Origin of the sequence: Geobacillus uzenensis (assembly GCF_002217665.1) — a bacterium.
Classification (GTDB): domain Bacteria; phylum Bacillota; class Bacilli; order Bacillales; family Anoxybacillaceae; genus Geobacillus; species Geobacillus subterraneus.
Genome location: NZ_NEWL01000006.1, coordinates 790,229 through 814,810, shown reverse-complemented (window position 1 = coordinate 814,810; position 24,582 = coordinate 790,229). Strand labels below are relative to the sequence as shown.

The following is a 24,582-nucleotide window of genomic DNA, read 5'->3' as shown; positions in this document are numbered from 1 at the left end:
TTGACAAGTGTATAGTTACGCAAGCATTCTTATCAAGAGCAGGCGGAGGGACGAGCCCAATGAAGCCCGGCAACCGGCTTGGTACATTCAAGCACGGTGCTAATTCTTGCAGCGGAAACGCTGAGAGATAAGAAGAGCGCCATAAACGAATGACGCCTCTTCTTATGAAGAGGCTTTTTTCTTTGGAAAGAGGGATGAATGATGAGTGCAGTGATTGCAACGTATTTGCTTCATGACGAGAAAGACATTCGTAAAAAGGCGGAAGGAATCGCGCTCGGCTTGACGGTCGGCACATGGACCGACTTGCCGGCGTTGGAGCAGGAGCAGCTTCGCAAACATAAAGGGGAAGTCGTCGCTATGGAAGAGCTTGGCGAAAGCGAGCGGACGAACGCGTATTTCGGCAAGCGGCTGAAGCGGGCGATCGTCAAAATCGCCTATCCGACGGTCAACTTCAGCGCTGATTTGCCGGCGCTCTTGGTGACGACGTTCGGCAAGCTGTCGCTTGATGGGGAAGTGCGGCTGCTTGACCTTGAGTTTCCGGACGAGTGGAAGCGGCAATTCCCGGGGCCGCGCTTTGGCATCAGCGGCATTCGCGAAAAAGTTGGGGTGCATGACCGCCCGCTGTTGATGAGCATTTTTAAAGGCATCATTGGCCGCGATTTGGCGTATTTGACGTCCGAATTGAAAAAACAGGCGCTTGGCGGCGTCGACTTAGTGAAAGATGACGAAATTTTGTTTGACAGCGAGCAGCTGCCGTTGGAAAAGCGGATTACGGAAGGAAAGGCCGCGCTTCGGGAAGTGTATGAACAAACGGGCAAACGGACGCTGTATGCCGTCAACTTGACCGGCAAAACGTTTGAGCTGAAAGAGAAAGCGAAACGGGCCGCCGAGCTTGGCGCCGACGTGCTGTTGTTTAACGTGTTCGCCTACGGGCTTGATGTGTTGCAAGAGCTGCGCGCGGATGAGAACATCACCGTGCCGATCATGGCTCATCCGGCGTTTAGCGGCGCCATCACGCCGTCTGAGTTTTACGGGGTCGCCCCGTCGCTGTTGCTCGGCAAGCTGTTGCGGCTCGCAGGAGCTGATTTCGTCCTGTTCCCGTCGCCGTACGGCAGCGTCGCTCTTGAGCGCGAGCAGGCGCTTGGCATCGCCCGGGCGCTCACCGATGAACAAGAGCCGTTTGCGCGGGCGTTTCCGGTGCCATCGGCCGGCATTCATCCGGGGCTCGTGCCGCTTCTTGTCCGCGATTTCGGCCTTGACAGCATCGTCAACGCCGGCGGGGGCATTCATGGCCATCCGGACGGGGCGATCGGCGGCGGGCAGGCGTTTCGCGCTGCCATCGACGCGGCTCTTGCCGGCCGTCTGCTCCGCGAAGCGGCGACAGAAAACGAAGCGCTGCAAAAAGCGATCGACCGCTGGGGCGCTGTTGAGGTGGAAGCATGACAAGACAGCTTGTTCTCTTTTGTGATTTTGACGGCACGATTACGGAAAACGACAACATTATCGCTATTATGAAACAGTTTGCCCCGCCGGAGTGGGAGGCGCTCAAAGACGACATTCTCGCCGAGCGCATCTCGGTTCAAGAAGGGGTCGGAAACATGTTTTCCCTCCTTCCGTCTTCGCTAAAGGGCGAGATCGTCGATTTCCTGCGGCGCACCGCCCGTTTGCGCGAAGGGTTTCGCGAATTCGCCGCTTGGACGAAAGAGCAGGGCATTCCGCTCTATGTGGTGAGCGGCGGGATCGACTTTTTTGTCTACCCGCTGCTTGACGGGATCATCGAACGAGAGCGCATTTTTTGCAACGGCTCCGATTTCAGCGGCGAGACGATCCGCATCACATGGCCCTACGCGTGCGACGGCGAGTGCCAAAACGGCTGCGGCTGCTGCAAGCCGTCGCTTCTTCGGAAGCTGGCCCACCCGAACGGGTATCATGTCGTCATCGGCGATTCGATTACCGATTTAGCGGCGGCAAAACAAGCGGATTACGTGCTGGCGCGCGATTTTCTGCTCAAAAAATGCCAAGCGCTCGATTTGCCCCATGCGCCGTTTGCGACGTTTTTTGATGTGATGGATCATTTGCAGCAGATGGAGGTGACGGCATGAGCATCGTCGTGCAAAAATGGAACGAGCTCGCCGAGGTGAAGGCCGAGCTTGCCGCCCGTGACTGGTTTTTCGCGACAAGCGGCAATTTATCGATCAAAGTGACAAACGATCCGCTCACCTTTCTTGTCACGGCCAGCGGCAAAGACAAACGGAAGCAGACAGACGAAGATTTTCTGCTCGTTGACGCCGCTGGCCGACCAGCGGAGCAAACACATGTAAAGCCGTCAGCGGAGACGCTGTTGCATACAAAAATTTATGGGCAGACGAACGCTGGCTGCGTGTTGCACGTCCATACGGTCGACAACAACATCATTTCCGACGTGTACGCCCAAAACGGGGAAGCGGTTTTTTCCGGCCAGGAAATCATTAAAGCGTTCGGTATTTGGGAAGAAAATGCCGAGGTGCGCATTCCGATCATTGACAATGACGCCGACATCCCGACGTTGGCCGCCGAATTTGCGAAACATGTCGACGGCGATACGGGCGCGGTATTGATCCATAACCATGGCATTACCGTCTGGGGCCGCGATGCATTTGAAGCGAAAAAACATTTGGAAGCGTGGGAGTTTTTGTTCAGCTGGCAGGTGAAGCGGCTGCTTCTGCAACGGGCCGCCGTGCCGCTAGCTGACTAATTGATACACTGTTAAAGGGGGATTTTGACGATGGCAGTCATCAAAGTGAAAAAAACGGGTCAAGTAATCGAAGGTGAAGACAATGTCCGCGCCTTTTTAAACAGCCAAGGCGTCTTGTACGAGCATTGGGACATTACGAAACTGCCGGAACATTTGCGTGACAAGTATGTGTTAAGCGATGAAGAGAAAGCGGAAATTTTGACGACATTTAAAGACGAGATCGAAGACTTGGCAGCGCGCCGCGGCTACAAAACGTGGGACATCGTCGCTTTGTCTGAGGCGACGCCAAACTTGGAAGAGCTGCTGAAAAAATTTGAACAAGTGCACGTCCATACGGAAGATGAAGTGCGCGCCATTACGGCCGGCCACGGCATTTTCATCATCAAAGGCGACAAAGAAACCGGTTATTTTGATGTCGAGCTGGAAGCGGGCGATGTCATTTCCGTGCCGGAAGGGAATCCGCACTACTTCACATTGATGGATGACCGGCAAGTTGTGGCTGTCCGTCTGTTTATCGATCCGTCCGGCTGGGTTGCCCATCCGTACGAAGAAAAGGAGGAAGTCAGCCACTAATGAACATACCCCGTTGCCTGTGCGGCAGCGGGGTTTTTGGTGAACTACCCGCCACCTACGCTTCGCTTGGAGGTGGGGGCTTCAAGCGACTTGTGCGTGTTCGCCGAACGGTAAGCCACACACAAGAACCCTTTACGCTTTCCTTCGCTCCGAAGGCGTCCGTTCTAACAATAGATTACCACATCAGTTGGCGATCGCCAACCGACATTCATCTCCCACCTACCATCGGGCTTTGCCCTGCACATTCCTTGAGGTGGGAGACTTCTGTCGGACATTACGTTAAAACGATTCCGTTAGAAAAATCATAAACAAAATACCAATAATAAACGCATATGTCGATGTCCATTCATTTCCGTCGCCATGGCTTTCGGGAATAAGCTCTTTGTAAATAATAAACAGCATGGCTCCGGCGGCAAACGCCAATCCGTACGGGACTAAACCACGGAAGAGGGAAGTTAAATAAAAACCGAGCAGCGATGTGACGATTTCGACCGCCCCCGTTAATGTGGCAATCAGAAAGGCTTTGAAGCGGCTGATGTGCTGATTGACTAAAAACAAGGCGACTAAAAATCCTTCCGGCGCATTTTGCAAGCCGATGGCCAACGCGATCAAATTGCCAGTCGTCTCGGCATCGGATGCATAGCTGACTCCCACCGATAATCCTTCAGGAAGGTTGTGCAACGTAATGGCAGCGATGATGAGCATCGCTTTTTCATCAAATTGCAAGCCGCTTTTTGTATGTTCCAAGTCAATATGGGGGACGGTCATTTCAAGCAACGTCAAAATAAGTACGCCAGCGGAAAGCCCTACTGTTAACGTGCTGAAGCCCCCTGATTTTAACGATTCCGGAATGAGACTCATCATCGAAGCCGCCATCATAATGCCGGCGGAAAAGGCCAGCAGTACGTCACGCCACTGGTGGGTGAGCGATTTGGCCATAAACAAAATCAGCACGGCGCCAAGCCCGGTGGATAAGGCGGAAAGCACACTGCCGGCTAACACTTGGTTCATTCGATCCCTCCTCATCTTCCTTTACTTTTTCATATGCGCCAATAATAAAAATGTGACAATCGCCCAAGCGCCGCCATATAATAAATTATCATAACGAAATGAACAAACGGTGGCGAGCAAAATGCATAGGCAGCCGGCAAAAACGGTTGCCTGTCTGTTCGCCGTTTCGGTATAATGCAAGTAGGAAACGGTCAATTGTAAAGGGTTGGATGCCATGGAACAGAAAGAGCAGGCGCTTGAGCAATCATTGAAACTGTTTATCGTACTGTCACGGGCATATCGGTCCGTCAGCGACCAAGTAAACAAATCGATCCACTCGTTCGGGGTGAATCCGACGGAGTTTGCGGTGTTAGAACTGCTATACCATAAAGGCGACCAGCCGCTCCAGCAAATCGGCGAAAAAATTTTGCTCGCCAGCGGCAGCATCACTTACGTTGTCGACAAACTGGAAAACAAAGGGTTGATCGTCCGCCGGGCCTGTGAACGGGATCGGCGCGTCACGTATGCATCGATTACGGAAGAAGGCCGGCGGTTCATTGAGCACGTCTTTCCGGAACATGCAGAAAAAATTCATGAAACGGTATCAGCGCTTACGGCGGAGGAAAAAGAGCAAGCGATCGCCTTGCTGAAAAAATTAGGATACGGAGCGAAAAACGCCCAGCCAAACAGAGACTGACCATTCGTCGGTCTCTTTAATTTTTGCCGAAAATGGACACGTTATTTAAAGAAAACAACATTAGAAAAAGGAGAGATCGTCATGATGATTCCGGTTGGGGTATCGAATCGCCATATTCATTTATCGAAAGAACATATGGCGGCGCTGTTCGGGGAAGGCGCCGAGTTGACAGTGCTCAAGCCGCTGTCCCAGCCCGGCCAGTTTGCCGCTAAGGAAACAGTAACGGTGGAAGGATCGAAAGGGAAAATCGAAAATGTCCGCGTCCTTGGCCCGGTCCGTTCGCTCACCCAGCTTGAAATCTCGAAAACGGACAGCTTCAAGCTCGGTGTTGTGCCGCCTGTCCGCTTATCTGGCGATATTGAAGGAACGCCGGGCATTACGATTCACGGGCCGAACGGGACGGTGACGGTGGACAAGGGGGTCATCATTGCCAAGCGCCACATTCATATGACGCCGAAAGATGCGGAAACGTTTGGCGTCCGCGACAAGCAAGTCGTGAAAGTGAAAACGCAAGGGGAGCGCGCCCTCATTTTTGACGAAGTGATCGTCCGCGTCAGCGAAGACTTTGCGTTAGATATGCACATTGACACCGATGAAGCGAACGCGGCCGGTTTAAAAACGGGCGATTATGTGGAGTTGCTCCCGTCGTGAAATCATCCGCAGCAATGGGAGACAAGGCGCCCTCTCGTTCGTCCCGAGCGGGCGCCTCCCGTTAACGCGGGCGCTTCTTCTCTGATTGATCTAGGGTGCCGACCAGATGAAACGGCGCATCACGCCGAATGGCATCAATGACGCCGCCGCTGATTTCTTGATGGGTGAGCCAGCGCGAACCGTATTCTTCTACGACAAAACCGAGCTGAACTTGCCGATAAAGGCAAGCGACAGGCAAACAGAGTTCCGATTTCGCCTCGGCTGGATCGGCGCGGCTGCCGAGCACGTGAAACAACCGCCAAGGGCCGGGATGTCCGCTATTTTTTTTGATGACAGTGGACAGCGCCTGGTTTCCGTCTGTATGCACCCACGCAATGATTAGAGCAAACGTTCCGTTTTTTTGGACGGCCCGGGAAATTAGGGAACAAAGCGCTTCTTGATCGCGATAGTCAACAAGAAGCGGATTGATGGATGCCATTTGTCCAGCGCGGTCGATGAGCTGCTTCATCCGTCCGTAGCGGCGGGCGATGACGGACACATCATATCCTTCCCGCACAAGCCAAAGCGACACATCAGCCAACATGCCTGTCCCGCCGATGACAAGGGCGTGCATGGCGCGTCTCCTTTCAAATTAATCCAGTGGTCCTTTCAAATAATGATCAAACCAACCGACGATTTGGCGAAGCCGTTCGAGGCGAAGTGCCGGGTTGCCGGTGCGCGACAAATCGTGATTGGCATCGGGGAAGCGGACAAGTTTCGTTTCCCGCCCGAGTTGTTTCAATGCGATAAACAACTGTTCCGCCTGCTCGATCGGGCAGCGATAGTCATGCTCGCTATGCAAAATTAAGAGCGGCGTGCGCACATGTTGGACGTATTTGAGCGGCGAATGATGCCAAAGCCGCTCGGCGTCTTCCCAGACGTCGCACCCAACTTCCCATTTCGTGAAAAAGTAGCCGATGTCGCTCACGCCGGCGAAGCTGAGCCAGTTGGAAATCGAGCGCTGGGTGACGGCGGCTCGGAAGCGGTCGGTGTGCCCGACGATCCAGTTCGTCATAAATCCGCCGTAGCTGCCGCCGGTAACGCCAAGACGTGTCTCGTCAATAAAGGCGAACTGCTTGATGGCGGCGTCGACGCCGGCCATAATGTCTTCATAATCCATGCCGCCGTAATCGCCGCGCACTGCATTGACAAACGGTTGGCCGTATCCATGGCTTCCGCGCGGATTCGTAAACAGCACAGCATAGCCGGAAGAAGCGAGCAGCTGAAATTCATGGAAAAACGTAAATCCGTACATTGTATGCGGGCCGCCATGAATTTCGACGATAAGCGGTGCTTTTTCTCCGCCGCCAAGCCCGGGCGGCTTCATGACCCAACCTTGAATGTCCGAACCGTCTGTTGATTGGTAGGTAAACGGTTCGGCATCAGCGAGCGCGACTTCGTTCTCGAGCGCTTCATTGACCGTGGTGAGCCGCGTTTTTGCGCCGCTTTCAAGTGAGATGGCATATAAATCCCCAATCACTGTCGGCTCGCTAATCGCGGCAACGGCCTGCTGTTCGTTCGGATGGATGGCGAGGCCGTATACATGGAAGTCCCCTTCGATGATCGGAACGACGGGTCCGTCAAGCGGGATGAAAAATACGTTGACGCGTCCGCGCTCCGAGGCGGTGACGTATACACCGGTTCCGTCATGTTTCCAAACCGGGCCTGGGCCTTTTGCATCGGCGTGTGTATCGCCGACCATCGCATCGCCGAGATGAACGTCCCAATCGGCGGTCAGCACCCGCTTCGTTTGACGTTCTAGTTCAAAGACGTAGAGACGGTGAATGGTCGCTCCGAGATAAGCGAGATCATGGCCGATGGCCGCGAGCTTCATTCCGTCCGGCGACCAGGCGAGCGAGGCGAATGTGCCGCATCCGTTCGTCAAGTTCGTTTCTGTTTTTTTCTCGAGATCGAGCAAAATGATGTCGCGCGTAAACATGGTGTCAGGATCATTGTTCCGATTGGCGACAAAGGCGAGCGTCTGCCCGTTTGGCGAAACGGCAAATGAGCCGATTTCTTCCTCGAGGTTTGTCAACGCTTCCGCTTTTCCTGACGTTGCATCGATGCGCACGAGCACCGCCTGTTTGCCGTCAAGAAAACCCGATGCGTCTGATTTGTAGTAGAGCCGCTCCACCACGCGCGGTTTCAGGTCAGCCGGCTTCGTTTCCTTTTTTTCCGGCTCTTCCCGGTCGTCGATCGTTTCGTTGTCGCCAAGCGTTGTCAAAGCGATGAGAAACGCCCCGTCCGGCGTCCAAACGTAATCGCGCACCCCGTTTTTGAAAAACGTCAGCTGGCGCGCTTCGCCGCCGTCAGCCGGCAACAGCCAAAGCTGTGTGCGCCCGGAGCGGTCGGACAAAAACGCGATCGTTTTGCTGTCCGGGGAAAAGCGCGGCCTCGTGTCGCGCCAGCGGCCGAACGTCCACTGGCGGACGGCGCCGCCTTCGGTCCATATGTATAGATGGGAACGGTATTGTTTTTCCTCATCGATCGATTTTTGCACGAACACGCCGCGCGTTCCGTCCGGCGCGTAGTGCGGATCGCGCACCGAGCGGAGGCGAAGCAGATCTTCTACAGTCATGCCGCGGTGTTTCAGCGGTTGTCCATTGTTCATGAGCGACCTCCTCTTTCCATAAAGTAAAGTTAGGATAGTATCTTATTTCGTGTTTCGAAAGAAAAATCCTGCCGGCAATAAAAAAACGAACGTCCCGTTGAAGGACGTTCGGTGTTTGTTACGCTGATAATTTTTCTTTTTCGTTTGTTTGCTGCGCCGCTTTTTTCACTTGCGGGTAGAAGATCACGCCGCTGGCCAGCAAGGCGACGCCGAGCAGGAACGTTTTCATGTCCGCTGTGCCAGCGATGACGACCCAGACGGAGTAGACGGTCGCCAAAGCAGCGATCACGCCGTCAGCCAGCCGTCCGTGCGCTGCCCCATACGTTTCCCCGGTGAGCACGAGTTTCAGCTGGAAGACAGAGGCGATCAAATACGGAACGAGATAGGCGAGCGTAGCGATGTAAATGACAAAGTCGAACGCTGCCGCCATCGAATGGGAAATGGTCGAGAAAATGAACAGCTGGGCCAATGCATTCGATAGCGTCAACGAGAAGCTTGGCACGTTTTTCTTGTTTTCTTTCAAAAAGGCCGGCAGAAACAGCCCTTGTTTCGCCGCCTGGTACGGCACTTCTGCGCTCAACAAAATCCAGCCGAGCGTCGAACCGAGCAAGCTGATGAGACCAAGACCAGCAAGCACGTAGCCGCCGCCCGGGCCGACGATGGCGACAATGGCATCAACGAGCGGCTTCTCCGATTGAATGAGCTTGTCTTGCGGCAAGACGCCCATTACCAAAAAGCTGATGCCAATATAAATGGCCAAAGCGATCAAAAGACCGGCGATCGTCGCCCGCTTCACATCCGCCTGTTTGCGCGCCCGCGAAGCGAACACCATCGCCGATTCAACACCGACAAACGCCCAAAGCGTCGCTAACGCGGCGTTGTTAATTTGTCCAAGCAGGCCGAGCGGCTGTCCGTCTCCGTCATAACGCGGGGCATCAAGCGGACCGACGATCGCTCTGTCAAAAGCGAATAAGGCAATGACAATAAACAGGAAAAAGCCGAGCACTTTCGCCGCTGTCGCCGCGAAATTCAACTTGCCGGCATCTTCTACGCCGCGCAAAATAATGGCGTGCATCACCCAAAGAAGCGCCGTGCAGACGAGAAAGGTAAGCAAATTCCCAAGCTTTAGCGTAAACGAGCCCATCGTGAGAACGGTTTTGTCGCTCGTTAATACAGGGAAAAATGTCGACAAGTAGCTCGCAAACGTCGTGATGATGGCGACATTGCCGGCAAAGTTGCCGACCCAATAGCCCCACGACGACATAAAACCGGATAAAATCGACAAGTTCGAACCTTTCGGAAACAGCTCCTTCGCGTAAATTTGCGGCCCGCCGCCCAAGTTCGGCTTGCGGATCGCCAAGTTGCCAAACACAAGCGCCGTCATTAACACGCCGACGCCGGTCAATAGCCAGGCGAACATGACGCCAATCGGGTTCGCCGCCTCTGCCAATGAGCGCGGCAGCATAAAAATGCCGGATCCGACCATATTGCCAACGACTAACGCCGTTAACACCCAAAATCCGAGTTGCCGGTTGTTATTCAAGATGGAAAACTCCTTTCTTCACCAAAGATAAACAATAAAAAAGCACCCTTATCGTTTCAACGGGTGCATGACACATCCGCATCCAACTGAATGCGATAGCGCTCCATCGCCTTAGAACGATGGCAGTCCTGCGTCTGTTCGGCCGCAGGCCCAGCTTGCGCCGCCGGAGCGCGCCGCAAACTTCGGCGATGAATCCTTTCATTCCGCTTCATCAGCGCTCCGGCCTCAGCGAAACTACTTTTACCCATCGCAACCTCTATCCCATTGAAGTGGAGAGGGGGATATCGTTGCCGACATTATCTTACCCGATTCGACAAAAAACGTCAATATATTTTTCTGAAATAAGGTTAAGCGTGTAGGTCTTCCGTCTGTTGCCGCGACCTCCGGGCGTGCGAAAAAAATTGGCGATCGTTATGTTTTTGGAGAAAATAACGTAGCATTTGGACGGCGACAGCATAGTTGCCTCACTTCTGAAACATGCAATAAAATGGAATTATATTCAGAAAGTTGGCAATGAGAAGGATTTTTGCGACAAACGGCGAATAAGCAATTGGTTGAAGCAAAAGAAGAAATTGCCGCCGTGTTTGGCGAAAAAATAAAGAAAGAAGGGATTGGCTTGAAATTTTCCGCATTTCATTATGAGCGGCCCGACATGGATCAGCTGCAGGCATCGTTTCAGGAGGCGCTCGATGCGTTCCGCCGCGCCGGGAGCGCTGCCGGGCAGCACGAGGCGATGAAACGGGTCAACGAACTGCGCCGCCGCTACAGCACGATGGCGAACCTTTGTCATATCCGCCATACGATCGATACAAACGATGAGTTCTATAAGAAAGAACAAGACTTTTTTGATGAAACGGAACCGGTCGTCAAAGGGCTCATCAACGATTATTACCGCGCCCTTGTCGAGTCGCCGTTTCGCGCTGAGCTCGAAAAAACGTGGGGCGCGCAGCTGTTTGCCTTAGCGGAAACGCAGCTGAAAACGTACGCTCCGGCAGTGATGGAAGACTTGCAAAAAGAAAACAAGCTGGCGAGCGAATATACGAAGCTCATCGCATCGGCAAAAATCATGTTTGAAGGCGAAGAGCGGACGCTTGCCCAGCTGCAGCCGTTCGTCGAATCGCCGGATCGCTCGATGCGCAAACGGGCGAGCGAAGCAAGGTTTTCGTTTTTCACCGATCATGAAAAAGAGCTTGATGAGCTGTACGATGAGCTCGTCCATGTCCGCACGGCGATCGCCGAGAAGCTGGGGTTCAAAAATTTTGTCGAGCTCGGTTATGCCCGTTTAGGCCGGACCGATTACAATGCCGAGATGGTTGCCAACTTCCGCCGGCAAGTGAAAACGCACATCGTCCCGCTCGCCGCCAAGCTGCGCGAGCGCCAGCGGCAGCGGATTCAGGTCGACCGGCTTACGTATTATGATGAGCCGTTCATGTTCCCAAGCGGCAACCCGGCGCCAAAAGGGGACGCCGCTTGGATCGTCGACAACGGCCGGCGCATGTATGAAGAGCTGTCGCCGGAAACCGGCGCGTTTTTCCGCTATATGGTCGAACACGAATTGATGGACCTCGTCGCCAAAAAAGGGAAGGCGGGCGGCGGCTATTGCACGTATATCGATGATTACAAGGCGCCGTTTATTTTCTCGAACTTTACCGGCACATCCGGCGACATTGACGTATTGACCCATGAAGCCGGACATGCGTTCCAAGTGTATGAAAGCCGTCATTACGACATTCCGGAATACAACTGGCCGACGCTTGAGGCGTGTGAAATCCATTCGATGAGCATGGAGTTTTTCACCTGGCCGTGGATGGAGCTGTTTTTCGCCGACGACGCCGACAAATACCGGTTCGCCCATTTGAGCGACGCGCTCTTGTTTTTGCCGTACGGCGTGGCGGTCGATGAATTTCAGCACGCGGTCTACGAGAACCCGGATATGACGCCGGCCGAGCGGAAGAAAACATGGCGTGACATTGAGAACGTGTATTTGCCGACAAGGGATTACGACGGCCACGATTACCTTGAACGGGGCGGCTTTTGGCAGCGGCAAGGGCATATTTACACCGACCCGTTTTATTACATTGACTACACGCTTGCGCAAGTGTGCGCGTTCCAGTTTTGGAAGCGGGCGCAAGACGACCGGGCTGCGGCGTGGCGCGACTATGTGGCGCTTTGCCGATTGGGCGGCAGCCGGCCGTTTACCGAGCTCGTCCAATGCGCCAACCTCCAGTCGCCGTTTGCCGACGGGGCGGTCGCTTCAGTCGCCGGCCATATCGAACGGTGGCTGGACAGTGTCGATGACAAAGCCTTGTAAAAAGAAGCAAAGAAGGCGGGCGGGAACAGCACCGCCCTGCTTTTCTTTATCATCTCGCGCCGAGAAGACCCCCACTTCCACGTGTTGGGCGGGGATGGCTTGGTTGACAGCCTGCTGTGGGGCGGGTGTTTCCAACAATCTCTCACCTCAAAGCTCAAGCGTAGGTGGGAGAGCGTTCAATTTGAAAACTTCTATCAAACTGGGGAAAAGGGGGAAAACGATGATCCGTAAAGCCACATGGGTCGACGCACTGGCCATCGCTTCGGTCCACGTCGAAAGTTGGAAGACGACGTATAGCGGCATCGTGCCGGACGCGTACTTGGAGACGTTGGCAGTGGAAGAAAAACAAGCGTTATGGGAGAAGGGGCTCAGCCAAGCGGACCATTCCGTGTTTGTCGCCGAGGAACACGGGCGCGTCGTTGGATTCATCTCCGGCGGACGAAACCGGGCGAGCGACGGCCCAGCGGCCCGATATGACGGGGAGCTGTACGCGGTGTATTTGCTCAAAGAGGCCCAAGGAAAAGGATGGGGACGGCGGCTTGTGCAAGCCTTGGCCCGCGACTTGGCGCAAAAAGGCATTCATTCGCTCGTCGTCTGGGTGCTTGCCGCCAATCCGTCGCGCGGTTTCTACGAACGGCTTGGCGGTGAAAAACTGGCCGAGGAAAGGGTGGAAATCGGCGGAACAGTGTTATCGGAGTGGTGCTACGGCTGGCAAGACATTCAAACGATGAACTAGGAAGGGGCTGCCGACAGTTCGGCAGCTCAAAAAATTTGTTTTGCGAGTGATTACTCACTTTAAAAACACGTTTGTCCTGTTTTATACTTTTTGTGAGTGATTACTCACTATTTTATTTCAAGAAGGAGGAAAGGTGCATGAGCATTTTGAGAAGTAAGTGGGTGGCCTTGTCGCCTGTCATGGTGGCCATTGTAGTATTGATTTTCTCTCTTGTTCTTGTTCCAACCGTGCATCCGAAGCCGCAAAAGCTTCCCGTTGCGTTTGTCAACGAGGACGAAGGGGTGCAATTGCCGAATCAGCCCCCGATCAACATGGGGAAGAACATTGAACAAGCCATCCAAAACATGGCGAAATCGAATGCAGCTGGAAAGGATCACCCCCCAATTGATTGGATGCAAGTTGACAGCGAGAACAAAGCGAAAAAAGGAATGGATAAGCAACACTATTATGGCGCTCTCATCATTCCAAAAGATTTCAGCAAGAAAGTAGCGTCCCTGCAGACGCCCCGTCCTTCTGCCCCAAAAGTGAAAATCGTCGTCAATCAAGGAATGAATGCCGCAGCGTCTGCCATCGTGCAGCAAATCTTGAATCAAGCGGCGGACCATATCAATGCCAACGTGCGCCAACAATTGTTGCAAGCGATGGCTAAAAAAGGGGGAATGGTGACGGTTGAACAGGCTGCTCTTCTCGCCTCGCCTGTTGAGAAAGAGACGGCCGTCATTCACGCGGTCGGCACACACAGCGCCAACGGCAATGCGCCTGTTTCGTTCGTTCAGCCGATTTGGGTGGCAAGCCTCGCTGCAGCGGCGCTGCTACATTTAGCGATGGATCGACGCGCGTTTGCCCATCGACGCGAGAAGCTAGCTGCACAGGTGATGAAAACGGTTGTTGGGCTGCTGCTGGCGCTGATCGCAGGATTTGGACTTATCGGGATGGCGGATGCGATCGGATTTCATATCCCTTCATTTATAGATATGGCGCTGTTTGTTTCCCTTGCCTTTTTTAGCTTTTTTGCCATTGAAAGCGCCGTGTTCGCTTGGATTGGGTTAAAAGGGATCCTGATTTTTATTCTTCTTTTGTTCTTCGGCGCTCCACTGCTTTCCATGGCGCCGGAATTGATGACATCATTTTACCGCGATTGGGTTTATTCATGGCTGCCGCAGCGCTTCATGGTCGAGGGGCTTCGGGAACTCTTTTTCTTTGATCCGACATTTCAATGGAACGAACCCGTTTCCGTCTTATGTTGGCTGGCGTTTGTCGGGGTTGTTCTCGTCATCGTTTCGGCATTCAAGAAACGTATGGTTCAGGAATCGGAGGAATCCGGCAAACTGGTGACGTCATGATGAGGTGTAAAGGGGGAATGAACAATGCGCACTCATCCACCTATTCAAGTCGAGCGTGTTTCCAAGCGGTTTGGAAAAAAAGTAGTCATCGACGATGTGTCGTTGGAAGTCCAGACGGGGGAAATATTCGGCCTGCTCGGCCCGTCGGGGGCGGGCAAGACGACGTTGGTGCGCATGATCGCCGGCATTGATCAAGCGAGTGAATTCGGCGCTGGGAAATGGTCGCCGGCTACATGGTCGGGTTCGGGCTGTTTACGACGATTCAAGCAAGCTTAATTTCATGGTTTGCTATTGATGTGCTCGACATGATGATGGAGGGTTCGTTCGGGTATGTGCTGCTCATTACGTTTTTGCTGGCGATGACGGCGCTGGCGCTCGGGATGCTGCTGTCGGCGTTTGCCAACAACGAGCTGCAAATGGTGCAGTTTATCCCGCTTGTCGTCGTGCCGCAAGTGTTTTTCTCCGGCTTGTTCAATCTTGACACGATGGAACAATGGCTGCGTTCGCTGAGCGTCGTCATGCCGCTCAACTACGGGGCGGATGCGCTGCGCGATATTATGGTGCGCGGAGAGGGGTGGAGCGCTATCGCTGTTGACGTATACGTGCTGCTTGGTTTCACGCTGCTGTTTATGGTACTAAATGTAGTAACGCTGAAAAAATATCGCAAGCTGTAAGGGGTAGAGCAATGAGCGAGCATTCATGGATTCAGGAATTGCTGCAAATCGGCGGCAAGGACGGGAAGTTCAGTGAAAAACAGCTGAAAATTTTGGAAGCGGCGGTGGAAATGTTTGCTGAAAAAGGCTATGCGGCGACTTCCACGAGTGAAATCGCCAAAAAGGCCGGGGTGGCGGAAGGGACGATCTTCCGCCACTATAAGACGAAAAAAGACTTATTGTTGGCGATCGTCACGCCGACATTGTTTCAGTCCGTCGCCCCGTTTTTGGCGAAAGAGTTTGTTCGCGAAGTGTTTGACAACGAATATGAGACGTACGAACAGTTTTTGCGCGCGGTGCTCGCTAACCGCTACGCGTTTGTGAAAACGTATTTGCCGGCGATTCGCGTGCTCTGGCAGGAGCTGGCCTTTCATTCCGAGATCAAACAGTGCTTTCAACGCGTGTTTGTCGAGCATGTGTATCCGAAATTCGCCCGCATTGCCCGCCACTTTCAAGAGAAAGGGGAGTTGGCCGAGCTGCCGGTCGATTCCGTCATCCGCCTGACGATCACATCGCTCGCCGGCTTTTTGGCCGCCCGCTTTCTCCTTTTGCCTGACCACCATTGGGACGATGAGGCGGAGATGGAGCGGACGATTCACGTATTGATGAACGGTCTGCGGCGCTAACCGGCCGGCTTCCGCGCAGGAGCCGGCCTAGTTGTTTTCTTTCGCATAACGGAGGATAGCTTCGGCAAACTGTTTGAAATCATCAAGATGGTGTTCAACGATGGCTTGCACGATGCCGAGGTTCAGTTGTTGGTAGTCGTGAACAGCGATGTTGCGGAATCCGATCATCGCCTTCATCTTTTTGCTTACGGAAGGGGAGATGACCCCATGTTCTTCGAGAAGAGCGAACGCATCGCGGCTATGCTGCGGCAATCCGAATTTTTGCTCGGCAACGATATGCATGGCCAAATCGATGCAGGCTTCGCACGCCCGCTGTAAATTCAGAACGATCGAATCTTGTTTTGTGTAATTTTGTAAATTTTTTGGATCGCCGTTATATTCTTCACGAATTCGTTTCAGGCAGCGTTCGATCACGCTGATCTTGTTTAAAATGACATCACTTTTCATATATGCTCCCGCTTTCCGTAATTTGTTTTAACACCGGCGCTCTTTCTTCGTTTAGTTTCACATACATTTTCAATGTTTTCATTTCGAACTCAGCCCGTTTCCGCTCGTCGCGGCAATCAATGGCTTTTCCCGTCGAGACGACTTGCGCTTGAAACACGGTGCTGGCTTGGCGCAAATCGACAAGATCGACATCTCGCCCTAACTTGTCAGCCAAATGCCCCGCGAGCCGAAACAGCTCATACGGATCATGCGGTTCGCCGTCGCTGACAAAGGCGATATCGACATCACTGTCCGGGCGCATCGCCCCACGGGCGGCTGAACCGAACAGATAAATGACGAACGGGTCAAGAACCGGACGGAGGGTCTGAATGATGACCGTCTCCATTTGGTTTGGCAATCACGGCACCCCCTTATGTTTTCCTCCATTATAGCAAAATGTTCTTGTTTTTGGCGAAAAGCGGGAAAAAGAAACTAAAAGGACTTGGCACGGTGGTGCGCAACAATCCGAACTTTGATTTTTTCAATTATGCCGGGCTGTACCGACCGGTGAAAATTTATACGACACCGCATGTTTACGTGCAAATGGGAATTGCTTCAAACGTTTGAACAACATAAGCAAGTGATCAAAGAGCTGATCGCCCGCGACAAGAATCACCCATCGGTCGTGATGTGGTCGATCGCCAACGAGCCGGCTTCAGAGGAAGAAGGGGCTTACGAATATTTCCAACCGCTTGTTGAACTGGCGAAACAGCTTGACCCGCAAAAGCGGCCGGTGACAATTGTCGTCCACCTTGGGGCCGCCCCAGAAACGGATCGCAAATGGTAAAATAAAAAGTGAAGATGACAGACGAAACGCCAGCGCATCCAGCAGGAAACGTTCCGGCGATGGCGAAAATGATGATAGAGAAAAAACCGGTGCTGTTCGGGGGGGCGACGATTGAAAATGCGTTTGACAAAGTGGCGGTCGTGGATGTGCTGACGCCAAAGGAAATCATTGAGAAGGAGCCGGAGCTGCAGAAAAAAGCGAAGCAGCTGCTGCCGCGTCTGTTTTTTGACCAAATTGACGTGCTTGTCATGAATATGGAAGTCGTTGCCGGTCCATATGAATGGGTGTTTGATAAACATGGACAATTATTTTAACAAGCAAAGGGAGAGGACAACATGGATCGCTTATTTGACTTGACAGGAAAAGTAGCTGTAGCCATCGGGAGAAATAGTGTATTAGGGTCAGCGATGGCCAAAGGATTGGCTGCATACGGAGCGAAGGTCGCCATTGTGGGGCGCAATTTGGACAAGGCGGAACAAGTCGCCGCAGACATCCGCCATCACGGCGGGACGGCTCAAGCGTTTCAAGCCGATGTCAGCGACCGCGCTTCGCTTTTGCAAGTGGCTGAGCGCATTGAGCAATGGGCAGAAGGCTGGGACATTTTGCTCAATACGCCATTATTCCTGGATTTTTCCCGGCTGAGCAAAACCGGAAAATATTGGATGATGAACGGGTTGAAGCGATTATGCGCCATACGCCGATGAAACGGTTCGGCGAGCCGGAAGAACTGCAAGGAGCGGCGGTATGGCTGGCATCCGACCGTGCTTCAAGCTTCGTCACCGGCGCGCTCATCCGCGTTGACGGCGGGTTTGGCGCCATGACGATTTAATGTAAAGTAGGCAGGGAGGTGAAGCCGATGCTTGAGCAAAAATATGAAAAGCTGCAGTCCATTCTTCGGGATATGGGATCAGTGGTGGTCGCGTTTTCCGGCGGGGTCGACAGCACGTTTTTGCTGAAAGCGGCGGTGGACACGCTCGGAGCAGATCATGTGCTGGCCGTCACCGCTGATTCAGAGACGTATCCGTCCAGCGAACTCGAGGAAGCAAAGCGGCTGGCGAAATGGATCGGGGCTCCGCATGAAATTATTGAAACGTCGGAACTGGCGATCCCGGGTTATGCGGAAAACTCGAAAAACCGCTGTTATTTTTGCAAAAGCAGTTTGTTTGACCATTTGATCCCCCTTATGGAGGCAAAAGGGTTTCAAAATGTCGTTTACGGTGTCATTGCCGATGACGCCAACGAATATCGGCCGGGAATGAAGGCGGCGAAAGAAAGAGGGGTGCGCGGCCCCCTTCAAGAGGCGAACTTATACAAAAAAGAAATTCGTGAACTCTCCCGCCGGCTCGGCTTGCCGACATGGGACAAACCGTCTTTTGCCTGTCTGTCGTCGCGCATTGCCTATGGCGAATCGATTACAGTGGAAAAATTGACGAGGGTGGAAAAAGCAGAACAATTTCTCAGACAGACGTTTCAGATTCGCCAAGTGCGGGTCCGCACTCACCAAGAGGTTGCAAGAATTGAAGTGGAGCCAAACGATATGGCGGTCATTTTGGCGCATCGCGACCGCATTGCGAAACAGCTGCAAACGTACGGCTATCAATATGTGACGCTCGATTTAGTCGGCTATCAGAGCGGAAGTATGAACAAAATGTTGCCGTAAGCGATCGATCAGCGAACGGGCCAGCATGTCGAAAGCAGGTTCTTAAGCGTAAAGATTTCTGACGTGTTTCTGTTCCGGAATTACTTTTTTCGAATCAATGGACTAGCGTTCGAAATGGTTGGTTGAATGCGAAAAAGGAGAGGCATCATGGCAAAAGAATATGTGATCGGGTTGGATCTTGGAACGACAAGTGTGAAAGCATGTGTGTTTCATAGGAGCGGCCAATTGATGGCCGAGGCTGAAAAAATGAATACGTTCCATTACCCGAAACAAGGGTGGGTGGAACAAGATGCGGCGGAAATTGAGCGTTCCGCGGTCTTGGCCGTGCGCGAAGCAATCGAACAAATAAAGAGGTTTATGAACGCTACGAGCGCCTTGTCCGCCATATGGCGAGCTACTTTCAAAAGGAATAGGTGATGTGATGCTCGAAGACATTTTGCGACAAGTACAAACAGGGGAACTGAGTGTCGAAGAGGCGAAGGAGCGGTTGAAGCCGTTTGACCGCTTAGGATTTGCCAACGTCGACCTTCATCGCCCGAAACGGCAAGGGTTTCCGGAAGTGGTGTTCGGGGAAGGAAAAACGGCAGACCAAATCATCGCCATTGTCCGAACACTAAAAGAACATGACGACCGCGTGCTCGTCACCCGCGTGACACAAGACAAAGCAGCGGCTGTGCGTGCGCTGTTTCCCGAGCTGGTGTATCATGATGTCGCGCGTCTGTTATATTGGAAAAAGGAACAGGCGAAAACGAAGGAAACGGATGCGTATATCGCTGTGATTTGTGCCGGCACGTCAGATCTCGGCGTCGCCGAGGAAGCGGCGATCACCGCCGAGATGTTCGACTGTGAAGTGCGGCGGTTTTACGATGTCGGCGTGGCGGGCATTCACCGGCTGTTTCACCATATCGAAGCCATTCGTGCGGCGACCGTTTCGATCGTCGTGGCCGGAATGGAAGGGGCGTTGCCAAGCGTCGTCAGCGGCCTTGTCTCCCACCCGGTGATCGCCGTGCCGACAAGCGTCGGCTATGGCGCCCACTTCCAAGGGTTATCGGCATTATTGACGATGTTGAATTCATGCGCGCCGGGCATTAGTGTCGTCAATATTGATAACGGATTTGGCGGCGGATATAGCGCTGCCTTAATTCACCGGCTCGCCTGCCAAAAGGGGTGAAACGAATGACGATAATCTATTTCGATTGTTTCTCGGGAATCAGCGGAGATATGGTGATCGGCGCGCTCATCGATGCCGGCGCCGACCCGAAGCTGCTCGAAGCAGAATTAAAGAAACTCCCGTTGGAAGAGGAATACACGTTAACATGGCGGAAGATCGTCAAAAACGGCATTACGTGCACAAAGTTTGATGTTGTCCTCAAGCATGATGACCATCATCGACATCACTCCGGCCATGATCATCGTGACCACCATCACGAGCACGCTCATGATGACGGACACCATCATCATCACGGGCACGGTCATGATGACAATCATCACCATCATCACGAACATGATCACGGCGATGGCCGTCATCTCGCACACACTCATGGCGGCAGCGATCATCATCATGGGCACGGCCACCATCACCGGTCATACAAAGAAATTGCGGGGATGATTGAAGCGTCTGAGTTAGCTGCGGAAGTCAAAGAAACGGCGTTGGCGATTTTCCGCCGCATCGGCGAGGCAGAAGGACGGATTCATCACGTTCCATTGGATGATGTTCATTTTCATGAAGTCGGAGCCGTCGATTCGATCATTGATATTGTCGGAACGGCGATTCTCATCCATCAGTTAGGGGCGGTGTCGATTCAGTCGTCTCCGATTCCCGTCGGGTCGGGTACGGTTCATATCGCACATGGCGAATACCCGGTGCCGGCTCCGGCGACGCTCGAACTGTTAAAAGGCGTCCCGATTGAACAGTCGGCGGTGAAAGGCGAGTTGACGACACCGACAGGGGCAGCGATTGTTTCCGTGCTGGCGGAGCGCTTTGGCCCGCTCCCGTCGATGAAAGTAACTGCCATCGGATATGGAGCTGGGACAAAAACGTTCCCGAACCGCCCGAATGTGCTGCGCGTAGTGATCGGTGAACAACGGTAGAGGTGTACGGAAGGGAGGACGAACGATGGGCGGCCATCCTCCTCATCATGAACATATTGACGAACAAATGGTCAAAATGGAAGTGAATCTTGATGACACGCCGGGGGAGTGGCTCGGCTACGTGATGGAGTTGTTGTTTGAGGCGGGGGCAAACGATGTGTTTTACACGCCGATTTATATGAAAAAGAATCGCCCCGGCGTTTTGCTGCAACTGTTATGTTCGCACGGGAAGCTTGAGGACATGAAAGAGATTTTGTTTCGTGAAACGACGACGCTGGGGGTGCGTTATTACCCGCTGACGGTGCATCGGCTCGAGCGGCGGTTTCGTGAGGTGGAAACGGAGTGGGGGACGGTGGCGGTAAAGGAAGGCATTTACCGCGGCCAAGTCGTCCAAAGAGCCCCGGAGTTTGAACAATGCAAAACGATCGCCCAGAGAAATGGCGTTCCGTTGAAAAACGTGTATGAACAAGTTTGGAAACAGCTGAATGAGAAACCGGAGAAAACCTAGGAGGACGATGATGAGCGGTTTGGCGCTTACTTTGTTATTTGGCCTTCTTTTCTCGGTTTGCCGTTTTTGTTCGCCCGCCCGAAACAAACGTTGTATCGCGCGCTTGTGCAGGTTGTTTCTGCCATCAGTCTCGTTTATGGCGTTTATTATCTCTATGAAGTCGGCCGGGAAGGCGGATTGTTTTAACCAAAAAAGGCTGCGCAACATCGGAGCGCAGCCTTTTTTTGATTCAAAAAACCGCCCCACCCCGAACACGGGGTGAGGCGGCATTCGTCAGACGGTTATGATGCGATTTCCGCCACAATGGCATCGCCTTTGACATCGATGCGGATCGCACGCACCGATTGATCGGCGTCAAGCAGGCAGTCGGCGATGTTGTCTTCAACATGTTCCTGGATGGCGCGGCGGAGCGGGCGGGCGCCGAAGGCCGGATGGTAGCCGAGCTCAGCCAGCTTTTCTTTCGCCGCTTCGGTCACGTCGAGTTCGATGCCTTGTTCGCGCATTGCCGTTTTGACCTCGGCAAGCATCAAGTCGACGATTTGAAGCAAGTGCGCTTTTTCAAGCGGCTTGAACTCGATGATGGCGTCGAAGCGGTTCAAAAATTCCGGCTTGAAGTAAGCGTTCAAGGAGTCGAGCACGCTTGATGCGCCACCGCTTTGTTTTTCAAAGCCGACGGTGATTTTTTTGTCGGTCACACCGGCGTTGCTTGTCGCGATGATGACGGTGTCTTTGAAGCTGACGGTGCGGCCTTGGCTGTCGGTTAAGCGGCCGTCTTCCAAAATTTGCAGGAAGATGTGCTGTACATCCGGGTGCGCTTTTTCAATCTCGTCGAGCAAGATGATGCTGTACGGATTGCGGCGCACTTTTTCCGTCAGCTGGCCGGCTTCTTCAAAGCCGACATAGCCCGGCGGCGAACCGATCAGCTTCGAGACCGAATGTTTCTCCATGTATTCGCTCATATCGAGGCGAATCATGGCGTCTTTTGTGCCAAACAGCTCTTCAGCGAGCGTTTTGGCGAGCTCCGTTTTCCCGACGCCGGTCGGGCCGACGAACAAGAACGAACCGATCGGGCGGTGTTTCGCTTTCAAGCCGGCGCGGCTGCGGCGGATCGCTTTGGCGACTTTTTTCACCGCTTCCGCTTGGCCGATCACTTTTTTCGCCAAGTTTTCTTCGAGATGTTTCATTTTTTCTTTTTCATCGGCTTGCAGTTTGCCGACTGGGATGCCGGTTTTCTCGGCAATGATTTGCTCGATGTCCGCCACATCGACTGTTGGGCGTTCTTGGGTGACGCCTTGCTCGAGTTGTTTCTCAAGCTTCAGCTCTTCAGCGCGCAGTTTCGCCGCCAATTCGTAGTTTTCTTCTTTCGCCGCTTGTTCTTTTTCTTTCGCGATTTGGATCAATCGCTCTTGCAGTTGCTTTTCATCGGTCGGGCCGAGGCGCAAGTTCGCTTTCGAGCCGGCCTCGTCAAGCAAGTCGATCGCCTTGTCCGGGAGGAAGCGGTCTTGAATGTAGCGGTGCGACAATTTCACGCACGCTTCGATCGCCTCGTCCGTATAGCGGACATGATGGAATTGTTCATATTTTGGCTGAATGCCTTTTAAGATGGCGATCGCTTCCTCAACGGTCGGCTCGTGGACGATGACCGGTTGGAAGCGGCGCTCAAGAGCCGCGTCTTTTTCAATTTGCCGGTATTCTTTGAGTGTCGTCGCCCCAACGACTTGCAGCTCGCCGCGGGCAAGCGCCGGTTTTAAAATGTTGCCCGCGTCCATCGAGCCTTCAGCGGCTCCAGCACCGACGAGCAGATGGATTTCGTCAATGAACAAGATGATGTTTTTCCGCTCTTGCAGTTCGGCGATGAGCCGTTTCATCCGCTCTTCAAACTGGCCGCGGATGCCGGTGTTGGCGACAAGCGAAGCGACGTCAAGCAAGTACACTTCTTTGTTCAACAGTTTTTCTGGCACTTGCCCTTCGGCAATTTTCAGCGCCAGCCCTTCAACGATGGCCGTTTTCCCGACGCCCGGCTCCCCGATCAACACCGGGTTGTTTTTGTTGCGGCGGTTTAAAATTTCCATGACGCGCGCAATTTCTTTGTCGCGGCCGATGACCGGATCGATCAAGCCCGCTTTGGCCATTTGCGTCAAGTTGCGGCCGAATTGATCCAAAAATCCACCGCCATGGCGCTGCGGGCGTTTGGCCGCCGTTTCCGGCGCGGCCGCTTGCGCGTTGGCCGCCGCCAAATGGCCAGCGAACCAGTCGTCAAACGAAAACGGCGAAAAGCCGAAGTTCATCGGAATGGACAGTTGTTGTTTTTGCTTTTCATAGCATTCATGGCACAGGTGAAGTTGTTGTTTTTCCTCGTTCCATTGCAAGTTGACAAACACTGTTGCTTCACGTTGTTGGCATGCTTGGCAACGCATAAGGCATACCTCCTTTTCCGCACCTTGACTTTGACTTTCTTTGACCTTCTGACTTTATTATAATTTGACCTTTTTTGACTTTCAAGTGTTTTTTACAAAAAAATTGTTATAACGATGAAATCTTTTTGGAAAAATGGTGAATACTAATGTAGGTGCAGGAAAACTATGATAAAGTGAAAAACAGAAAAAAGGCCGAAAACGCCTGCGGCTGGCGTTTGCAGCGGAGCGGTCGGAAACGATCTGTTATAAAGATTAGGAAAAAAGGAGACAGATAAAGAGATGAGGAGACGTTTGTTTTTAGCGATGATCGCCATGCTCGCTGGCATCGTCATCGCCGCTTGCTCGAACAACAACGAACAAGCGGAAACGCCGGCGATGCTTGAAGTGAAAATGGATGTGCCCGATCATATCGATGTGGACAAGCCGACGAAGCTCGCCTGTGTCGTGACCTACGGCGGCGAAAACGTCGATGATGCAAGCGAAGTGAAATTTGAAGTATGGAAGCATGGCGATGGCGACCGGCAAATGCTTGAAGCGAAGCATGATGGAAATGGACGCTATTCGGTGACGAAAACGTTCAAAGAAGCGGGAACGTATTCGGTTGTCGCCCATGTAACGGCGCGCGATATGCACAACATGCCGAAACAAGATGTCGTCGTCGGGAATCCGGAACAGGCCGCAGCTGAGGGCGTGATCTCGGATGGTCAAGCGAACAAGGAGGAAGGCCATCATCATGACGGCGGTGTCTCCATGTCGTTATCCTCTCATTCGTTCGAAGCGGGAAAACCGGTGACGTTAGGGGTGCGCATCACGAGAGACGGAAAGCCGATGACGGACGCCACCGTTCGTTTTGAAATTTGGCAGGCGGACAACAAGCATGAATTTATCGATGCGACGGAAAAAGGAAATGGCGAATATGAGGCAGCGGCCGCGTTCGCGAACAAAGGGACGTACTCGGTCAAAGTGCATGTCGAAGCGAGCGGGCTGCATGAACATCAAGTGGAACAAGTAACTGTCAATTAAGTGAAGGATGCCAAAGAAAGGCATCCTTTTTTCTTCCGTTTCG

25 protein-coding genes, 4 pseudogenes and 2 riboswitches are annotated in these 24,582 nt (G+C 53.1%); of the genes and pseudogenes, 22 read left to right on the top strand and 7 right to left on the bottom strand.

Translation table 11 applies throughout. The features are described from left to right. Positions 1–26: 26 nt before the first annotated feature. Positions 27–134: riboswitch (SAM riboswitch) on the top strand. Between the two features lie 67 nt (positions 135–201). From mtnW to B9L21_RS11550, 4 genes are read left to right on the top strand one after another with little or no spacing between them, the layout of a single operon-like run. Continuing rightward, positions 202–1,443: a 2,3-diketo-5-methylthiopentyl-1-phosphate enolase gene (mtnW, locus tag B9L21_RS11565; RefSeq protein ID WP_063166504.1), complete on the top strand. Its 1,242-nt coding sequence runs from the start codon at positions 202–204 to the stop codon at positions 1,441–1,443. Next, entirely contained in the window at positions 1,440–2,102 is a 663-nt protein-coding gene (gene mtnX / locus B9L21_RS11560; RefSeq protein ID WP_063166503.1) for a 2-hydroxy-3-keto-5-methylthiopentenyl-1-phosphate phosphatase, read from the top strand. Before mtnW ends, mtnX begins: the two co-directional genes overlap by 4 nt. Continuing rightward, positions 2,099–2,734, top strand: a complete 636-nt coding sequence (locus B9L21_RS11555; RefSeq protein ID WP_020959089.1) for a methylthioribulose 1-phosphate dehydratase — start codon at positions 2,099–2,101, stop codon at positions 2,732–2,734. The genes mtnX and B9L21_RS11555 overlap by 4 nt, the downstream gene beginning before the upstream one ends. 30 nt (positions 2,735–2,764) lie before the next feature. Beyond that, entirely contained in the window at positions 2,765–3,307 is a 543-nt protein-coding gene (locus B9L21_RS11550; RefSeq protein ID WP_020959090.1) for a 1,2-dihydroxy-3-keto-5-methylthiopentene dioxygenase, read from the top strand. A 279-nt stretch (positions 3,308–3,586) separates the two neighbouring features. On the opposite strand, the gene B9L21_RS11540 is transcribed toward B9L21_RS11550, so the two are convergent. Next, positions 3,587–4,318, bottom strand: coding sequence for a ZIP family metal transporter (locus B9L21_RS11540; protein WP_063166502.1), 732 nt, complete (start codon positions 4,316–4,318; stop codon positions 3,587–3,589). Positions 4,319–4,532: 214 nt separating this feature from the next. Between B9L21_RS11540 and B9L21_RS11530 the strand changes: the two genes are divergently transcribed. Continuing rightward, positions 4,533–4,994, top strand: a complete 462-nt coding sequence (locus tag B9L21_RS11530; protein WP_063166501.1) for a MarR family winged helix-turn-helix transcriptional regulator — start codon at positions 4,533–4,535, stop codon at positions 4,992–4,994. Positions 4,995–5,075: 81 nt separating this feature from the next. Then, positions 5,076–5,645: a phosphate propanoyltransferase gene (locus B9L21_RS11525; protein ID WP_063166500.1), complete on the top strand. Its 570-nt coding sequence runs from the start codon at positions 5,076–5,078 to the stop codon at positions 5,643–5,645. 61 nt (positions 5,646–5,706) lie between these two features. Here B9L21_RS11525 and B9L21_RS11520 read toward each other — a convergent pair whose 3' ends face one another. The 3 genes from B9L21_RS11520 to B9L21_RS11510 form a co-directional block, all read right to left on the bottom strand. Then, complete coding sequence (locus B9L21_RS11520) at positions 5,707–6,258, bottom strand: short-chain dehydrogenase (RefSeq protein WP_020959094.1); 552 nt, start codon at positions 6,256–6,258, stop codon at positions 5,707–5,709. 18 nt (positions 6,259–6,276) lie between these two features. Next, complete coding sequence (locus B9L21_RS11515; RefSeq protein WP_020959095.1) at positions 6,277–8,295, bottom strand: alpha/beta hydrolase family protein; 2,019 nt, start codon at positions 8,293–8,295, stop codon at positions 6,277–6,279. A 118-nt stretch (positions 8,296–8,413) separates the two neighbouring features. Beyond that, a complete protein-coding gene (locus B9L21_RS11510; protein WP_020959096.1) occupies positions 8,414–9,838 on the bottom strand; it encodes an amino acid permease in 1,425 nt (474 codons plus the stop codon). 88 nt (positions 9,839–9,926) lie between these two features. Beyond that, positions 9,927–10,105, bottom strand: a riboswitch (Lysine riboswitch). 349 nt (positions 10,106–10,454) lie between these two features. Between B9L21_RS11510 and B9L21_RS11505 the strand changes: the two genes are divergently transcribed. From B9L21_RS11505 to B9L21_RS11480, 6 genes and pseudogenes are all read left to right on the top strand, one after another. Then, positions 10,455–12,149, top strand: a complete 1,695-nt coding sequence (locus B9L21_RS11505) for a M3 family oligoendopeptidase (RefSeq protein ID WP_063167398.1) — start codon at positions 10,455–10,457, stop codon at positions 12,147–12,149. 220 nt (positions 12,150–12,369) lie between these two features. Beyond that, positions 12,370–12,885, top strand: coding sequence for a GNAT family N-acetyltransferase (locus tag B9L21_RS11500; protein WP_063166499.1), 516 nt, complete (start codon positions 12,370–12,372; stop codon positions 12,883–12,885). A gap of 137 nt (positions 12,886–13,022) precedes the next feature. Then, the gene (locus tag B9L21_RS11495; RefSeq protein ID WP_063166498.1) at positions 13,023–14,228 is read left to right on the top strand and encodes a YhgE/Pip domain-containing protein; all 1,206 of its coding nucleotides are present in this window, start codon (positions 13,023–13,025) and stop codon (positions 14,226–14,228) included. Between the two features lie 24 nt (positions 14,229–14,252). Next, positions 14,253–14,432: pseudogene (locus B9L21_RS11490) on the top strand (ATP-binding cassette domain-containing protein); the annotation flags it as partial. Then, positions 14,432–14,902, top strand: a pseudogene (locus tag B9L21_RS11485) (ABC transporter permease); the annotation flags it as partial. The pseudogenes B9L21_RS11490 and B9L21_RS11485, both read left to right, overlap by 1 nt. 11 nt (positions 14,903–14,913) lie before the next feature. Next, a complete protein-coding gene (locus B9L21_RS11480) occupies positions 14,914–15,567 on the top strand; it encodes a TetR/AcrR family transcriptional regulator (protein WP_063166497.1) in 654 nt (217 codons plus the stop codon). A gap of 27 nt (positions 15,568–15,594) precedes the next feature. Here the strand turns inward: B9L21_RS11480 and hepT are convergent, their stop codons facing one another. Further along, positions 15,595–16,014, bottom strand: coding sequence for a type VII toxin-antitoxin system HepT family RNase toxin (gene hepT, locus B9L21_RS11475; protein ID WP_063166496.1), 420 nt, complete (start codon positions 16,012–16,014; stop codon positions 15,595–15,597). Beyond that, positions 16,004–16,399, bottom strand: coding sequence for a type VII toxin-antitoxin system MntA family adenylyltransferase antitoxin (gene mntA, locus B9L21_RS11470; RefSeq protein WP_063167397.1), 396 nt, complete (start codon positions 16,397–16,399; stop codon positions 16,004–16,006). Before mntA ends, hepT begins: the two co-directional genes overlap by 11 nt. Before the next feature lie 62 nt (positions 16,400–16,461). Here mntA and B9L21_RS17690 point away from each other — a divergent pair, with 62 nt between their 5' ends. The 9 genes and pseudogenes from B9L21_RS17690 to larC all read left to right on the top strand — a co-directional run bounded on the left by B9L21_RS17690 (position 16,462) and on the right by larC (position 21,099). After that, the gene (locus B9L21_RS17690; RefSeq protein ID WP_156487387.1) at positions 16,462–16,620 is read left to right on the top strand and encodes a hypothetical protein; all 159 of its coding nucleotides are present in this window, start codon (positions 16,462–16,464) and stop codon (positions 16,618–16,620) included. After that, positions 16,598–16,825, top strand: a pseudogene (locus B9L21_RS11465) (glycoside hydrolase family 2 TIM barrel-domain containing protein); the annotation flags it as partial. The gene B9L21_RS17690 and the pseudogene B9L21_RS11465, both read left to right, overlap by 23 nt. 23 nt (positions 16,826–16,848) lie before the next feature. Next, on the top strand, positions 16,849–17,154 hold the full coding sequence (locus B9L21_RS11460) for a hypothetical protein (RefSeq protein ID WP_174539025.1): 306 nt from the start codon (positions 16,849–16,851) through the stop codon (positions 17,152–17,154). Positions 17,155–17,175: 21 nt separating this feature from the next. Beyond that, a pseudogene (locus B9L21_RS11455) lies at positions 17,176–17,669 on the top strand (SDR family oxidoreductase). A 27-nt stretch (positions 17,670–17,696) separates the two neighbouring features. Further along, positions 17,697–18,500: an ATP-dependent sacrificial sulfur transferase LarE gene (larE, locus tag B9L21_RS11450; RefSeq protein WP_063166491.1), complete on the top strand. Its 804-nt coding sequence runs from the start codon at positions 17,697–17,699 to the stop codon at positions 18,498–18,500. Positions 18,501–18,647: 147 nt separating this feature from the next. Continuing rightward, positions 18,648–18,917 carry an FGGY family carbohydrate kinase gene (locus B9L21_RS11445; protein WP_063166490.1) on the top strand — a complete coding sequence of 90 codons (270 nt, stop codon included), beginning with the start codon at positions 18,648–18,650 and terminating at the stop codon, positions 18,915–18,917. Between the two features lie 4 nt (positions 18,918–18,921). After that, positions 18,922–19,671: a nickel pincer cofactor biosynthesis protein LarB gene (gene larB, locus B9L21_RS11440; protein ID WP_063167396.1), complete on the top strand. Its 750-nt coding sequence runs from the start codon at positions 18,922–18,924 to the stop codon at positions 19,669–19,671. Positions 19,672–19,676: 5 nt separating this feature from the next. Next, positions 19,677–20,591, top strand: a complete 915-nt coding sequence (locus B9L21_RS18100; RefSeq protein WP_063166489.1) for a LarC family nickel insertion protein — start codon at positions 19,677–19,679, stop codon at positions 20,589–20,591. A gap of 25 nt (positions 20,592–20,616) precedes the next feature. After that, positions 20,617–21,099, top strand: a complete 483-nt coding sequence (larC, locus tag B9L21_RS18095) for a nickel insertion protein (RefSeq protein WP_020959115.1) — start codon at positions 20,617–20,619, stop codon at positions 21,097–21,099. Between the two features lie 281 nt (positions 21,100–21,380). On the opposite strand, the gene B9L21_RS11425 is transcribed toward larC, so the two are convergent. Then, entirely contained in the window at positions 21,381–23,516 is a 2,136-nt protein-coding gene (locus B9L21_RS11425; protein WP_063166487.1) for an ATP-dependent Clp protease ATP-binding subunit, read from the bottom strand. A 279-nt stretch (positions 23,517–23,795) separates the two neighbouring features. On the opposite strand from B9L21_RS11425, the gene B9L21_RS11420 reads away from it, so the two are divergent. Beyond that, positions 23,796–24,539 (top strand): FixH family protein, encoded by a 744-nt coding sequence (locus tag B9L21_RS11420; RefSeq protein WP_063166486.1) that lies wholly within the window; start codon positions 23,796–23,798, stop codon positions 24,537–24,539. Positions 24,540–24,582 lie beyond the last annotated feature (43 nt).

What these genes read in the sequence shown, in the direction of transcription:
- B9L21_RS11530 (WP_063166501.1), top strand. Translation starts at nt 4,533, where the DNA reads ATGGAACAGAAAGAGCAGGCGCTTGAGCAATCATTGAAACTGTTTATC.
- B9L21_RS11445 (WP_063166490.1), top strand. Translation starts at nt 18,648, where the DNA reads ATGGCAAAAGAATATGTGATCGGGTTGGATCTTGGAACGACAAGTGTG.
- B9L21_RS11550 (WP_020959090.1), top strand. Translation starts at nt 2,765, where the DNA reads ATGGCAGTCATCAAAGTGAAAAAAACGGGTCAAGTAATCGAAGGTGAA.
- B9L21_RS11480 (WP_063166497.1), top strand. Translation starts at nt 14,914, where the DNA reads ATGAGCGAGCATTCATGGATTCAGGAATTGCTGCAAATCGGCGGCAAG.
- B9L21_RS18100 (WP_063166489.1), top strand. Translation starts at nt 19,677, where the DNA reads ATGACGATAATCTATTTCGATTGTTTCTCGGGAATCAGCGGAGATATG.
- mntA (WP_063167397.1), bottom strand. Translation starts at nt 16,399, where the DNA reads ATGGAGACGGTCATCATTCAGACCCTCCGTCCGGTTCTTGACCCGTTC.
- larB (WP_063167396.1), top strand. Translation starts at nt 18,922, where the DNA reads ATGCTCGAAGACATTTTGCGACAAGTACAAACAGGGGAACTGAGTGTC.
- B9L21_RS11495 (WP_063166498.1), top strand. Translation starts at nt 13,023, where the DNA reads ATGAGCATTTTGAGAAGTAAGTGGGTGGCCTTGTCGCCTGTCATGGTG.
- B9L21_RS11515 (WP_020959095.1), bottom strand. Translation starts at nt 8,295, where the DNA reads ATGAACAATGGACAACCGCTGAAACACCGCGGCATGACTGTAGAAGAT.
- B9L21_RS11425 (WP_063166487.1), bottom strand. Translation starts at nt 23,516, where the DNA reads ATGCGTTGCCAAGCATGCCAACAACGTGAAGCAACAGTGTTTGTCAAC.
- mtnW (WP_063166504.1), top strand. Translation starts at nt 202, where the DNA reads ATGAGTGCAGTGATTGCAACGTATTTGCTTCATGACGAGAAAGACATT.
- B9L21_RS11555 (WP_020959089.1), top strand. Translation starts at nt 2,099, where the DNA reads ATGAGCATCGTCGTGCAAAAATGGAACGAGCTCGCCGAGGTGAAGGCC.
- B9L21_RS11500 (WP_063166499.1), top strand. Translation starts at nt 12,370, where the DNA reads ATGATCCGTAAAGCCACATGGGTCGACGCACTGGCCATCGCTTCGGTC.
- B9L21_RS11520 (WP_020959094.1), bottom strand. Translation starts at nt 6,258, where the DNA reads ATGCACGCCCTTGTCATCGGCGGGACAGGCATGTTGGCTGATGTGTCG.
- hepT (WP_063166496.1), bottom strand. Translation starts at nt 16,014, where the DNA reads ATGAAAAGTGATGTCATTTTAAACAAGATCAGCGTGATCGAACGCTGC.
- mtnX (WP_063166503.1), top strand. Translation starts at nt 1,440, where the DNA reads ATGACAAGACAGCTTGTTCTCTTTTGTGATTTTGACGGCACGATTACG.
- B9L21_RS11420 (WP_063166486.1), top strand. Translation starts at nt 23,796, where the DNA reads ATGAGGAGACGTTTGTTTTTAGCGATGATCGCCATGCTCGCTGGCATC.
- B9L21_RS11525 (WP_063166500.1), top strand. Translation starts at nt 5,076, where the DNA reads ATGATGATTCCGGTTGGGGTATCGAATCGCCATATTCATTTATCGAAA.
- B9L21_RS11540 (WP_063166502.1), bottom strand. Translation starts at nt 4,318, where the DNA reads ATGAACCAAGTGTTAGCCGGCAGTGTGCTTTCCGCCTTATCCACCGGG.
- larE (WP_063166491.1), top strand. Translation starts at nt 17,697, where the DNA reads ATGCTTGAGCAAAAATATGAAAAGCTGCAGTCCATTCTTCGGGATATG.
- larC (WP_020959115.1), top strand. Translation starts at nt 20,617, where the DNA reads ATGGGCGGCCATCCTCCTCATCATGAACATATTGACGAACAAATGGTC.